Annotated in this window: 11 protein-coding genes; 3 read left to right on the top strand and 8 right to left on the bottom strand. The window is 64.8% G+C overall.

What is annotated here, in order from left to right:
* The first annotated feature begins 41 nt into the window (after positions 1-41).
* From xth to RQP54_RS08725, 3 genes are read left to right on the top strand one after another with little or no spacing between them, the layout of a single operon-like run.
* Positions 42-815, top strand: a complete 774-nt coding sequence (gene xth, locus RQP54_RS08735) for an exodeoxyribonuclease III (protein WP_315677860.1) — start codon at positions 42-44, stop codon at positions 813-815.
* A 31-nt stretch (positions 816-846) separates the two neighbouring features.
* Positions 847-2,169: an efflux RND transporter periplasmic adaptor subunit gene (locus RQP54_RS08730; RefSeq protein WP_315677859.1), complete on the top strand. Its 1,323-nt coding sequence runs from the start codon at positions 847-849 to the stop codon at positions 2,167-2,169.
* 15 nt (positions 2,170-2,184) lie between these two features.
* On the top strand, positions 2,185-5,298 hold the full coding sequence (locus tag RQP54_RS08725; protein ID WP_315677857.1) for an efflux RND transporter permease subunit: 3,114 nt from the start codon (positions 2,185-2,187) through the stop codon (positions 5,296-5,298).
* Between the two features lie 45 nt (positions 5,299-5,343).
* On the opposite strand, the gene RQP54_RS08720 is transcribed toward RQP54_RS08725, so the two are convergent.
* From RQP54_RS08720 to RQP54_RS08685, 8 genes are all read right to left on the bottom strand, one after another.
* Entirely contained in the window at positions 5,344-6,246 is a 903-nt protein-coding gene (locus RQP54_RS08720) for a GNAT family N-acetyltransferase (protein ID WP_315677856.1), read from the bottom strand.
* Between the two features lie 72 nt (positions 6,247-6,318).
* Positions 6,319-7,830 carry a nitrogen regulation protein NR(I) gene (gene ntrC / locus RQP54_RS08715; protein ID WP_315677855.1) on the bottom strand — a complete coding sequence of 504 codons (1,512 nt, stop codon included), beginning with the start codon at positions 7,828-7,830 and terminating at the stop codon, positions 6,319-6,321.
* Between the two features lie 72 nt (positions 7,831-7,902).
* The gene (gene glnL / locus RQP54_RS08710) at positions 7,903-8,988 is read right to left on the bottom strand and encodes a nitrogen regulation protein NR(II) (RefSeq protein ID WP_409997545.1); all 1,086 of its coding nucleotides are present in this window, start codon (positions 8,986-8,988) and stop codon (positions 7,903-7,905) included.
* Positions 8,985-9,491, bottom strand: a complete 507-nt coding sequence (locus tag RQP54_RS08705) for a hypothetical protein (RefSeq protein ID WP_315677853.1) — start codon at positions 9,489-9,491, stop codon at positions 8,985-8,987. Before RQP54_RS08705 ends, glnL begins: the two co-directional genes overlap by 4 nt.
* 126 nt (positions 9,492-9,617) lie before the next feature.
* Positions 9,618-11,033, bottom strand: a complete 1,416-nt coding sequence (glnA, locus tag RQP54_RS08700; protein WP_315677852.1) for a type I glutamate--ammonia ligase — start codon at positions 11,031-11,033, stop codon at positions 9,618-9,620.
* A 208-nt stretch (positions 11,034-11,241) separates the two neighbouring features.
* Positions 11,242-12,057 carry a competence/damage-inducible protein A gene (locus RQP54_RS08695; RefSeq protein ID WP_315677851.1) on the bottom strand — a complete coding sequence of 272 codons (816 nt, stop codon included), beginning with the start codon at positions 12,055-12,057 and terminating at the stop codon, positions 11,242-11,244.
* Position 12,058: 1 nt separating this feature from the next.
* Positions 12,059-12,916, bottom strand: coding sequence for an EI24 domain-containing protein (locus RQP54_RS08690; protein ID WP_315677850.1), 858 nt, complete (start codon positions 12,914-12,916; stop codon positions 12,059-12,061).
* Positions 12,913-13,653 (bottom strand): 16S rRNA pseudouridine(516) synthase, encoded by a 741-nt coding sequence (locus RQP54_RS08685; protein WP_315677849.1) that lies wholly within the window; start codon positions 13,651-13,653, stop codon positions 12,913-12,915. Before RQP54_RS08685 ends, RQP54_RS08690 begins: the two co-directional genes overlap by 4 nt.
* Between the last annotated feature and the right edge of the window lie 88 nt (positions 13,654-13,741).

The raw sequence follows: 13,741 nt of genomic DNA, 5'->3' as shown, positions 1-13,741 counted from the left end.
TGCCTACGCAGTATCCGCGCGGGCCAAACCCCAAAATGACCATGAAACTTGCCACCTGGAACGTCAATTCCCTCTCGGTTCGCCTGCCGCAGGTGCTGGACTGGCTGGCCGCCAACCCCGTGGACGTGCTGGCGCTGCAGGAACTCAAGATGACGGACGACAAGTTTCCGCACGATGCCTTTGCCGCCGCCGGCTACCAGAGCGTGTGCTTTGGCCAGAAGACCTACAACGGCGTGGCGCTGATCACCAAGGCACCGGCTGCCGACGTGGTGAAGAACATCCCGGGCTTCGACGACGACATGGCCCGCGTCATCACCGCCACCGTGCAGGGGGTACGCGTGGTCGGCGCCTACTTCCCCAATGGGCAGGAGCCCGGCAGCGACAAGTTCGAATACAAGATGGAATGGCTCTCGGCCCTGCGCCGCTGGCTCAAGATCGAGCTGGAAGCCCACCCGCAGCTGGTACTGATGGGCGACTACAACATCACGTTCGACGAAGCGGACGTTTGGGACCCGGTGGCCCTGGAGGGCACCATCCACTGCACCGAAGAGGAGCGCTACCACCTGCGGGCCCTGGTGGCCCTGGGCCTGCACGACAGCCTGCGCCTGTTTCCCCATCCGCCCAAGACCTACAGCTGGTGGGACTACCGCGACTTCGGCTTTCGCCGCAACCGCGGCCTGCGCATCGACCACATCCTCATCACCGACGCCCTCAAGACCCGCGCCACGGCCTGCGAGGTCGACAAGACGCCGCGCAAGAACGAGCGCCCCAGCGACCATGCGCCGGTGGTGCTGACCCTGGGTGAAGCTGGGTAAAGCTAAGCAAGGCGTCAGCGGGGGAAAGCCCATGTCCCTTACCATCGTGGGTTTCAGTTCGGCCCCGCTGCCCCACCCGCCGCCCCACCTGCCGCCTATTCCGTTGGATCGTTCCATGCACGCACCCATCCATTTCCGCCCCCTGGCCCTGCTGGCACTGGCCGCCCTACTGAGCGCCTGCCAGCCCGCCAGCAACAGCGCCAGCCCCGCGGCAGCAGCCTCCGCCCCCACCGCTTCCGCACCGGCCAATGGCGCCAGTGCACCCGCCACCGGCGCCCCGGTCAGCGTCACCCTGGTACAGCCACAAAAGCGCGACATGGGCCTGGACCTGCGCACCACCGGCACCGTGGTGGCGGTGACGGCGGTGGACGTGCGCGCCCAGGCCAGCAACCCGGTGGTGGCGGTGCACGTGAAGGAGGGCCAATGGGTCAAGGCCGGCGAGCGGCTGGTGACCTTGGATACGCGCAACGACGAGGCCAACGTGGCTCGGCTGACGGCGCAGAAGGCCAAGGACCAGGCCGCCCTGGCCGATGCCCAGCGCCAGCTGGCACGCGCCAAGGACCTGGTGGCGCAGAAATTCATGTCCCAGAGCGCCGTCGACACGGCCCAGGCCCAGGTGGACGCCCAAAGCGCCAATGTGGCGGCCGACCAGGCTGCCATCGACCAGGCCCGCGTGACGCTCTCCTACGGTACCGTCAAGGCGCCCATTTCCGGCCGCGTCGGACTGGTGGGCGTGAACCCCGGCAGCGCGCTGATCGCCAACCAGACCGCCATCACCACCATCACCCAGCTCGACCCGATCCAGGTGCAGTTCACGCTGCCGCAGGACCAGCTCGCCGACGCCCTGCGGGCCGTGGCCAGCGGCAAGGGCACCGTGACGGCCACCCTGCCCGCCACCGGCGCCACCGTGCAGGGCAAGCTGCAGTTCGTCGATAGCCAGGTCGATGCGGCCTCGGGCACGATCAAGGCCAAGGCCAACTTTGCCAACAAGGACCAGGCCCTGTGGCCGGGCGCCTACGTGCAGGTGGCACTCACGCTCAAACAGCTCAACGACGCACTGGTGATCCCGCAGGCCGCCATCGTTACCTCGCAGCGCGGCACCGCGGTGTTCGTGCTGGAAGACGGCAAGGCCGTGGCCAAACCCATCAAGACCGTCTATGCCGCCAATGGCGAAGCGGCAGTGACGGGCCTGAAGGGCGATGAGCGCATCGTGCTCGACGGGCGCCAGAACGTGCGCCCGGGTGCCGCGCTGGTGGAGCGCAAGCCGCAGGACAAGGGAGCCGACAAGGCCGGCAGCAAGGACGGCGCCGCCAAGAGCGCCGACGCCCCCCGCCCTGCGGCCTCCGCGCAGTAATCCCGAGGCCCCGCCATGAACCTGTCCGAATTGTTCATCCGCCGTCCGGTGATGACGGTGCTGCTGAACCTGGCCATCATCGCGGCCGGCATCATCGGCCTGCGCAGCATTCCGGTGGCAGCACTGCCCAGCTACGATACCCCGGTCATCAGCGTCTCGGCCTCGCTGCCCGGCGCCAACCCCGAAACCATGGCGAGCTCGGTGGCGCTGGTGCTGGAAAAGCAGTTCCAGACCGTGCCGGGCCTGAAGACCATCAGCTCGGTCAGTACCCAGGACAACACCTCGCTCACGCTCGAATTCGAGGACGGCCGCAACATCGACGCCGCCGCCGTGGACGTGCAGGCCGCGCTATTGCGCGCCCAGCGCTCGCTGCCGTCCGACATGACCAACCCGCCGAGCTACCGCAAGGTGAACCCGGCCGACGCCCCGGTACTGCTCATCTCGCTCACGTCGCCTGCCATCAGCCCGCAGGAACTGCAGGACTATGCCGAGCACCTGCTGGTGCCCACGCTCACCACCATCGACGGCATTGCCCAGGTCAACATCTTCGGCTCCAAGCGTTTCGCCGTGCGTGTGCGCGTGAACCCGCAGGCCCTGGTGCAGCGCAACCTGGGCTGGGACGAACTCGCCAGTGCCCTGCGCGCGGCCAACAGCAACACCCCGCTGGGTACGCTGGAAAACAAGCGCCAGACCCTGGTGCTGCAGGCATCCCAGACGCTGCGCAACGCCGAGCAGTTCGGCAACCTCGTGATCGCCTTCCGCGGTGGCGCCCCGGTGCGCCTGCGCGATGTGGCCCAGGTGGAAGACAGCATCGAGAACCTGCGCACCTTCGCCACCTTCAACGGCGACCCGTCGATCACTCTGGCCATCCAGCGCCAGCCCGGTGCCAACACCGTGGCCGTGGTGGACGCAGTGCGCGCCGCCCTGCCCGCCATGCAGGCGCAGCTGCCGCAAAGCGTGCGCATGACGCCCATCAACGACCGCTCGCTGTCGGTGCGCGAAGCCCTGCACGACGTGGGCCTGACCCTGGCCGGCACCGTGGCGCTAGTGGTGCTGGTCATCTTCCTGTTCCTGCGCCGCTTTGTCGCCACCGTCATTCCCACCTTGTCCCTGCCGGTGTCGCTGATCGGTGCCGTGGCCCTGCTGTGGGGCCTGCACTACAGCCTGGACAATATCTCGCTCTTGGGCCTGACGCTGGCCGTGGGCCTGGTGGTGGACGACGCCATCGTGGTGCTGGAAAACATCATCCGCCACGTGGAGCACGGCGAAGACCCGTTCGGGGCCGCGCTGCGCGGGGCCCGTGAAGTGGGCTTCACCATCATCTCCATCTCCACCTCGCTGATCGCGGTGTTCATTCCCATCTTCTTCATGCCCGGTGTCATCGGCCTGCTGTTCCACGAGTTCGCCGTGGTGGTGGGTCTGTCCATCGTGGTGTCGGCCTTCGTGTCGCTCACGCTGGTGCCCATGCTGGCCGCACGCTTCCTGTCGGACGAAGCGCACAAGAAACCGCCCAGTGCCTTGGTGCACAGTTTCGAGACCGGCTTCAACCTGCTGCTGGCAGGCTACACCCGCATGCTGGACCTGGCCCTGCGCTGGCGCAAGAGCGTGCTGCTGCTGGCGCTGGGCACGCTGGTGGCCACCGTGTGGCTGGCCATGGTGATCCCCAAGGGCTTCTTCCCCGAAGAGGACATCGGCCAGATCCAGGTGACTACCGAGGGCAGCGAGGACGTGTCCTTCGAGGAAATGGTGCGCCTGCAGCAACGCGCCGAAGCGATCGTGCGCCAGCACCCGGGGGTGGCAGCCGTCAACTCCTTCAACGGCTCGGGCGTGTCGGGCACCGTGAACAACGGGCGCATGTTCGTCACGCTCAAACCGCGCAGCGAACGCGCCTCGGCCAAGCAGATCATCGAAGACCTGCGCAAGCAGCTGCGCCAGGTGGCCGGCCTCAACGTCTTCATGCGCTCGGTGCAGAACCTGCAGCTCGGCGGACGCCAGAGCAAGGCCCAGTACCAGTACATCCTGCAAAGCGTGAATGCGGGCGAGATCGGCGAGTGGGCGCGCAAGCTGCAGGACGCCCTGCGCGGCGACCCGCTGTTCCGCGATGTGACCAGCGATGCCCAGTTCCGCGGCCTGCAGGCCAAGCTCAAGATCGACCAGGAACGTGCCGCCACGCTGGGCGTGAGCATCGAGGCGACGCGCCAGACCCTCTACAACGCCCTGGGCGAGCGCCAGGTGTCCACCATCTACACGCCCACCGACACCTATTCGGTCATCCTGCAAAGTGCACCGGAAATGAAGGAAGACGAACAGGCACTCAACACCCTGTACGTGCGCTCCAACACCGGCGCGCTGGTGCCGCTGGCCTCGTTCGTGCGGGTGGAGCGTGGCATCGGTGCCACCTCCTTCAACCACGTGGGGCAGCTGCAGGCCATTACCATCTCGTTCAACCTGGCACCGGGCGCCGCGCTGGGCGACGCCACCGCGCGCATCGACGAGGCGCGTGCCAAGCTGCAGATGCCGGACTCCATCATCGCCACCTACGGCGGTGACGCGGCGGTGTTCAAGAGTTCGCAGGGCAACCAGGCCATCCTCATCATCGCCGCGCTGGTGGTGATCTACGTGCTGCTGGGCGTGCTGTACGAGAGCTTCATCCACCCGCTGACCATCCTCGCGGGCCTGCCCTCGGCGGCCGTGGGGGCGCTCGCCACGCTGATGCTGTTCGGACAGGACCTGACGCTGATCGCCACCATCGGCATCGTGATGCTCATCGGCATCGTGAAGAAAAACGCCATCATGATGATCGACTTCGCCCTGGAAGCCCAGCGCCACCACGGCATGACGCCCGAGCAGGCCATCCACGAAGCCTGCGTGCTGCGCTTCCGCCCCATCATGATGACCACGCTGGCTGCGCTGATGGGCGCGCTGCCGATTGCGCTGGGCATTGGGGCCGGCGCCGAACTGCGCCAGCCCCTGGGCCTGGCCGTGGTGGGCGGTCTGGTGTTCTCGCAGGCCATCACCCTCTTCATCACCCCGGTGCTGTACCTGGCGATGGACCGCTTCAGCGGCACCGGCCCGGACACCCGCCCGGAACCCACGGACGACCTGAAACCCGAAGTAGGACGCTATTGATTTACTTGCTGACTACGCAGTGGATATGCGGGATGCAGCCGAATTTCAGGGTAAATTCGGGTGCGCCAGCAGCTTCATAAGGTACTTGGGCGACTCCTCGTAGCCCTGACGGTCATAGAAGCGGTGGGCATCGACACGGCGGCTGTGGCAGTGCAGTTCGATGCGGTCACAGCCACGCTCGCGTGCCATGGCTTCGACCTGCGCCACCAGGGCCGCGCCTACCCCCCGACTGCGTGCGCCATCCCCCACGCACAAGTAGCTGATGCGGCAGAAGTCACCGGCCAAGGCCAGTTGTGGCACAAAGTGCAATGACACCACCCCCAGCACCTGGTCCCCATCCACCGCCACCAGCAAGCGCGCATCGGGGTGCGAGCACAACAGGGCAATTTTGGCCGGAACAAGGTTTTCCGTGCCGGGGTAGCCGAGGCTGGTGAGCAAAGCACTGATCGCGGAGGCGTCGTCCACGCAGGCATCACGTACCTGGACGCCTGGCCCCAGGACATAGGTCATGAACCGGCTGAACGGGTCCGGCGCATAGTCGGCAAAGGGGCCGCAATCGACAAAGCCATGGCGCGCGTAGAGACGGTGCGCTGCCGCAAAGCCCTCAGTGGTACCCGTTTCCAGACTCAGGCGCTGCAGCCCCCACTGGCGCGCCTGCGCCAAGGCATGGCGCAGCAGCAGGGTTGCCGCACCGCGGCCACGGGCCTTGCGCGCGGTCCGCATGGACTTGAGTTCCCCATGCAAGGCGTCGAGCCGCTTGATGGCGCCACAGGCCAACAATTCGTCGCCCTCCCACACGGTCCAGAACGTGATGCCGGGTTGGCGCAGCCGATCCAGATCCAGCGCATGCACACTCTCGGGCGGGGACCAGGCCCGCATGTCCTCCAGGTGCTCTTCGAGCAGTTCCGCCACCTGGGGGCGGCGCAGGTCGTCGATCTCAATGTGCATGGCTACTTCAGTCGCTATCAATAGCGTAGCTGCCTACGCAGTGTTTCCGTGGGCTCAGCACCAAAAATGCCATCAGTCTTCGAGCCCGAGCTCCTGGATCTTGCGGGTGATGGTGTTGCGCCCGATGCCGAGCTTGTGGGCCGCTTCGATGCGGCGCCCGCGTGTCGCCTGCAAGGCGGTCTGGATCAGGCTGGACTCGAAGCGACGTGTCAGCACGTCCCAGACATCGGTGCGTCCCTGCTCCAGCAGGGCCTGGGCTTCCTGCTCCAGGTCGCGCTCCCAGCCCGCGCCACTGCCCGCTGCTACCGCCTCGGCAGCGACAGGCAGCGCCACGGCCGCCACGGGGGCGGTAAGGGGTGCCACCACCGGGCGCGCGGCCGACTCGACCGGCGGTGCGGCAGCGGCCGCTGCTGGCGCCGCGTCACCCACGACACCGATTTCGGGTGGCAGGTCCTTGGGTTCGATGACCTGGGCCGGCGCCATGACGGTGAGCCAGTGGCACAGGTTTTCCAGCTGGCGCACGTTGCCGGGGAAGCTGAAATTCTCCAGCCAGGCCAGGGCCGCGTCAGAAATGCGCTTGGGCTCCACGCCCAATTGCTGTGCGCTCTGCTGCAGGAAATGGCGGGTCAGCATGGCCACGTCTTCCTTGCGTTCACGCAAGGGCGGCAGGCGCAGCCGGATCACGTTGAGTCGGTGGAACAGGTCCTCACGGAACCCGCCATCCTTGACGCGCTGTTCCAGGTTCTGGTGCGTGGCCGCAATGACGCGCACGTTGGCCTTGATGGCGCTGTGGCCGCCCACGCGGTAGAAGTTGCCGTCGGACAGCACGCGCAGCAGGCGGGTCTGCAGCTCGAACGGCATGTCGCCGATCTCGTCGAGGAACAGTGTGCCGCCTTCGGCCTGCTCGAAACGTCCACGGCGCATGGTCTGCGCCCCGGTGAAGGCGCCACGCTCATGGCCGAACAGTTCGCTCTCCAGCAGATCCTTCGGGATCGCCGCGGTGTTGATGGCCACGAAGGGCCCTTCGCTGCGCAGCGAATGCTTGTGCAGGGCACGCGCCACCAGCTCCTTGCCGGAGCCGGACTCGCCGGTGATCATGACCGTGACATTGCTCTGCGACAGCCGGCCGATGGCACGAAACACGTCCTGCATGGCCGGGGCCTGGCCCAGCATTTCGGGCGCGGCGGCTATGCGTTCCTCGGCCACTTCCTCGCGCTGGCTTTCCTCCACGGCACGGCGGATCAGCTCCACCGCCTTGGGCAGGTCAAAGGGTTTGGGCAGGTATTCGAAAGCGCCGCCCTGGAAGGCACTCACCGCACTGTCCAGGTCGGAAAACGCCGTCATGATGATCACGGGCAGGCCCGGGAACCGGGCCTTGACCTTGTCGAGCAATTCCAGGCCGGAACCGCCCGGCATGCGGATATCGCTGACCAATACCTGGGGGACATCACCCTCCTCGTCCAGCGCGGCCAGCACATCCCGGGGGTTGCTGAAACTGCGGGTGGGGAGTTGTTCGCGCTGCAGTGCCTTTTCCAGCACGAAGCGGATGGACTGGTCATCGTCAACGATCCAAATCGGCTTCATGGCCAGGTGCTTCCCTTCAACAGACTGGGCTGCTACCTTGCACGGAATTGGTGCAAAGCGCAAGCCGCGGGTTTATGGCAACGGAATCACCAGGGTGAAATCCGTGCGGCCCGGCACGCTATCGACTTCGATCACCCCATGGTGCTGCTGGACAAAATTCTGCGCCAGTGTCAGCCCCAATCCTGACCCCCCATCGCGGCCCGAAACCAGCGGATAGAAGATGCGGTCCTTGATCGAATCCGGTATGCCGGGTCCGTTGTCGATCACATGCAATTCCAGTGCCAACTTGTAGCGCGTCTTGCCCAGGGTGATCTGGCGCAGGGCCCGGGTCTTGAAGGTCAGCATCGCATCACCGGCAGCACGCCGCTCGGCCAATGCCTGGCAGGCGTTGTGGGCGATGTTGAGCACGGCCTGGATCAGCTGCTCGATGTCACCGCGGAATTCAGGCAGCGAGATGTCGTAGTCACGCACCACCTTCAGGCCCTTGGGGAACTCGGCCAGGATGAGCGAACGCACGCGCTCACAGACTTCGTGGATATTCACATCCCCCACCACGTGCGGCTTGCGGTGCGGCGCCAGCAGGCGGTCCACCAGGCTCTGCAGGCGGTCGGCCTCGCGGATGATGACCTGGGTGTACTCCTTGAGCTCCTGGGCCTCGACCTCCATCTCCAGCAACTGGGCCGCACCACGGATGCCCCCCAGCGGGTTCTTGATCTCGTGGGCCAGGTTACGGATGAGTTCCTTGTTGGTCTGCGCCTGTTCGGCCAGTCGCTCTTCGCGCTCCTGGCGCGTCTGCTGCTCCTGGGAGACCATCTCCACCACGACCTCGCCGGACTCCTGTACGTGCGTAAGGATCACATGCACTGGCAAGGGCTCGCCCGCCATGCGGCGCAGCTGGGCGTCGTAGCGGATGGCCGAAAACGCGCTGCGGCTGACATCGTTCCAGGCCCGCACGAAGGGCGCTGCATCGACAAAATAGCTTGCCAGTGTCTGCCCCACCAGCAATCGGCGAGAGATGCCCAGGGCGTCTTCGAGCGCAGAGTTGGCATAGGCCAGGCTGCCGTCGGCCTGCAGCACCGCCACCAGCGTGGCCAGTACGTCAAAGGCCGCAAACCGCCCGGCCGACGGGGGCGCTACAGGCTGAACCACGGTACTCAAAACTTGCTGGTGCCGGTATTGGCCGCAGGGGTCGTCCCCACCCGTGCCAGTTCGCGCTTGATACCGGCAATGTCGGCCTCGTTGCGCTCGATGCTGCGCTTGAGTTCGGCCACGCGGTCCAGGTACTTCTGGTGGTTGCGGGTTTCGGGCCCGACCTTCTCGGGCTCGCCGTTGTTGTATTCCTTGAGCAGCTCGGCCTGGCGCGCTTCGGCCTTGCGCAATTCGGCCTCCAGGATGGCCCGGGCATCGGCATCCTTGCTGCGCTGGTCATTGGCGTCCACCCGCGGTGCATTGGCCGGAGAACTGCCCGACTTGGCCGCTGGCTGCTTGACGGCGGGTACCACCGTGACGTTGCCACCCGACACCAGCTTGCAGTCGCGCCGCTTCGCCTCCGCATCGCTGAGGGTGTTGCTGAATTCGTTGCCGCAGCGGTAGATGGCGCCCTGCGCCAGCGCGGACGCGGCCCACACCGCCAGAGCCACACTTGAAACAATACGCTTCATAAACTCGGTTCTTCGCTGCATACGGCGCAGCATAGTCGCAATTGCCGCCGATTGTGTTCCAAAAAAAGAAAAAGGACGGGCCAGCCGTCCTTTCGGTGTGTAACAAACCCCACAAGGGGGTCTGCATCACAGGGAGAAGTACATGTCGTAGTCGACCGGGGAGACTTCCACGCGGGCGCGGGTGACTTCCTGCATCTTGAGGTCAATGTAGGCGTCGATCCAGGCGTCGGTGAACACGCCACCCTTGGTCAGGAAGGCGCGGTCCTTGTCCAGCGCTTCGAGGGCCTGATCCAGGCTCGAGCACACGGTGGGGACCAGCTTGTCCTCTTCGGGAGGCAGGTGGTACAGGTCCTTGCTGGCAGCTTCGCCGGGGTGGATCTTGTTTTCCACGCCGTCCAGACCGGCCATCAGCAGTGCAGCAAAGCCCAGGTAGGGGTTGCACAGCGGATCGGGGAAGCGGGCTTCCACGCGGCGAGCCTTGTCGGATGCCACGTTCGGGATACGGATGGAAGCGGAACGGTTCTTGGCCGAGTAGGCCAGCTTGACCGGCGCTTCGAAGTGGGGAACCAGGCGCTTGTAGCTGTTGGTGCCAGGGTTGGTGATGGCGTTCAGGGCACGGGCGTGCTTGATGATGCCGCCGATGTAGCACAGGGCAAACTCGGACAGGCCAGCGTAACCGTTGCCAGCGAACAGGTTCTTGCCATCCTTCCACACGGACTGGTGCACGTGCATGCCGGAACCGTTGTCACCGTGGTAGGGCTTGGGCATGAAGGTGGCGGTCTTGCCGTAGGCATGGGCCACGTTCTGGATCACGTACTTCTGCAGCAGGGTCCAGTCGGCGCGCTCCACCAGGGTGGAGAAGCGGGTACCGATTTCGCACTGGCCAGCGCCAGCCACTTCGTGGTGGTGCACTTCGACGGGAACGCCAACGGCTTCGAGAATCTGGACCATCTCGTTGCGCATGTCGATGGTGCTGTCCACGGGAGCCACGGGGAAGTAGCCGCCCTTGGTACGGGGACGGTGACCACGGTTGCCGCCTTCGAGCTTGGCACCGCTGTTCCAGGGTGCTTCGTACTCGTCGATCTGGTAGAAGCTGTGGCCGGGTTCGTTGCTCCAGCGCACTTCGTCGAACAGGAAGAATTCGGGTTCGGGACCGAAGTAGGCTGCATCACCCAGACCTGAGGTCTTGAGGTAGGCTTCAGCGCGCTTGGCGATGGAGCGGGGATCGCGCTCGTAGGCCTTGCCGTCGGTCGGCTCGATCACGTCGCACACCAGCACCATGGTGCACTCTTCGACGAAGGGGTCGATGAAAGCGCTGTTGGCATCAGGGGACAGCAGCATGTCGGAAGCTTCGATGCCCTTCCAGCCGGCAATCGAGGAACCGTCGAAGGCCTGGCCTTCTTCGAACTTGTCTTCGCTGAACTGCGACACGGGGATGGTGATGTGTTGCCACTTACCACGGGTATCGGTGAAACGGAAGTCAACAAACTTGACTTCGTTCTCTTTCACCATCTTCATGACGTCTGCGACGGTCTTGGCCATCAGATACTCCTGTTGCACGGTTGAAAAAAGTTGGTGCGCTTACCTAGCAGCTTCTATGCCAAGCTGCCGGCGCTGCAGTTTTTCGCAAAACCTGATGATTGTGCCTTGGCTGCGCCATCGGGAAGCTGACGCGGATCAGGAATGGCAAAAAAAATCGAAAGTGACGACTGAGTCAATGCACCGCACTGGTGCAATGCACCAAAACAGGTCAATTACCGGATTGCACCATTTCAGGGCCTAAAGACGCCTGAACTTGGTGCAACCCCCTCTTCAATGCGGCAAACGCGGAACCGACTGCCTCTGGGTGACCTTTGACACCGAGTTCGATGTGGCGGCCGTGCTGCGGATGGTCGACGCTGGGAAGGCTGAAAACCTTGACCGGATGCTCCCGCTCGATCTGCTCCATCAGGGGTGTCAGGCTAGCCTCCATGGCGCCATACACGATGATGGATTGCTCTTCCCACTCCCCTTTGCGGAAATGCGCGCGGTACTGGGTGTCGAGCACCCACTCGACCATGGGCCAGGCCATGACCGGGAACCCTGGCACGAAATGCACAGTACCACCAGTGGGGCCGTCGAGGCTGAAGCCCGCAATCTTGTTGTACGGGTTGGGGATGATGCGGGCGCCTTGGGCAAACATGGCCATGTTCAGGCGATGCACATTGTCGGCCCGGTCGGGTTCATACGGCACACCCTGCTCGCGGGCCACGTCCTGCATGCGCTCGCGCACCAGTGCTGCCGCCTCGGGGTGCAGCACCAACGGACGCCCCAGCGCCTGCGCTGCGCATTGGCGCGTGTGGTCGTCCGGTGTGGCACCGATGCCACCGAACGAGAACACCACGTCGCCCGAGGCAAAGGCTTGGCGCAAAGTTGCGGTAATGCGCTGCGGGTCATCACCCACATAGTGGGCATAGGACACCGTGAGGCCACGCGCTCCCAGGATCCCGATCGCCTTGGACAGGTGCTTGTCTTCGCGTCGTCCGCTCAGGATCTCGTCACCAATGATGATCAGGCCAAAGTGCATGTCACAACTCCACATCGCTTGAATCGGCCAGCGGGGCCACCGACGCAGGCATCTGCACCACCCCCTGCCGCACACGGTACTGCTGCAGGGCGGCCAGACAGTAGTGCACAAACCAGAGCGAGGAAAAAGCGAATACCAGGGTGTAGAGCCAGACCGACAGGGGCAGCAGGATAGGCGCCCAGACAATGGCCACCATGCCCAGCGACCAGATCAGACTCGGTGCCGCCCCGAGGTAGCCACAGACGATCCCCATGACCAGCAGGGGCATCGCGTGCTGGCGCAGCAAGGCATGGCGCTCTTCGGCACTGGCGTGCTCGGCCAGGGCATCAAAGGCCATCACCTTGCAGGTCAGCCATCCCCAGATCAAGGCCGGCAGGATCAGGGCCACCGGCGGCAGCAGCCACAGCGGCAACGTCAGCAGGCAAGCCAACAACGCGGCGGCGCTGACCCCCGCAGACCAGAGTGCGCTGCGCAGGAACGAGGCACCCCGCAAGGCCTGCAGTTGCGGGAAGCGCCGCGCAGCCACCAGGCGCACCAACACCGGCGTCATGCCCAGAGCGACCAACAACAGACACCCGATGACCACTACGGGGGTCACGACCAGGATCACCACCATGGGCGCCAGCACGGCCTTGAGCCCACCCAGGTTCCAGCGCTCCATCCAAGCCCATGCCTGACGCAGCATTTCAATGCGTTCCAAGCCCATGGCGACCTGGTCAATGGCCTGCTCCCAGAAGAAGTACCCCAGCCCTGCCAGCATGGAGGCCATCAATACCAAGGGAAGAAGCGACACCAGCATGACCCGTGGATGCAAGCAGTACGCCACTGCCCGCCAAAAGGCGTCCAACACCGCTTTCATCGCAACAACTCCAGGTCGGCGGCGCGCAGCCAGCGCCATTGCCCAGGTGCCAGGTCGGCGGGCAGCTTGAGCTGACCGATCTGGGATCGGTGCAGGCCTTCGACCCTATTGCCAGCGGCGGCCACCATGCGCTTGACCTGGTGGTATTTCCCCTCCGTCAGCGTCAAGCGCAGCAGGTGCTCGTCGACGGCTTCACAAGCGGCTGCGCGCACCGGCTTCGGGTCGTCGTCGAGTACCACGCCATCGAGCAATTTCTGTACCAGTTGGGGAACAATAGGGTGCTTGAGTTGCGCCTCATAGACCTTGGGCACATGGTGGCGGGGCGAACTCATGCGGTGGATGAACTGGCCATCGTCGGTCAGCAGCAGCAAGCCGGTCGTATCCTGGTCCAGCCGCCCCACGGCCTGCACCCCCTGCACGGCACCCTTCTGTGGCCGCTGACGCAAGGGCGCAGGCAACAAGGTGTAGACACTCGGGTACATGGAGGGTTTTTGCGAACACTCCGTTCCGGCGGGCTTGTTCAGCATGACGTAGGCCTTTTCGAAAAAAGTCCAGGTAACGCCCTGAACCCGAAAACGCAGGCCGTCCGCATCGATGTCCGCGCCGGCCTGGGTGATCGTTTCCGGCTCGAGGCCTTCCTCAGCGCCATAGACCTGGACATGTCCTTGCTGGATCAGCCCGGCACATACCCGGCGTGTGCCGAAGCCCTGCGAATAAAGTATCTCTTGCAATTGCATGCGCCAAGTGTAGTAGTCCTGCAAAATCCGCCCCGCACCAGTGGCACAACACCGCACCCATCCGGTAGACTGTGACCACGTGAACCCC

The sequence above is a fragment of the Curvibacter sp. APW13 genome, from assembly GCF_032337135.1.
Lineage (GTDB): Bacteria > Pseudomonadota > Gammaproteobacteria > Burkholderiales > Burkholderiaceae_C > Allorhodoferax.
Note: the sequence above shows the minus strand (reverse complement) of the source record. Positions and strands in the feature narration are given on the sequence as shown.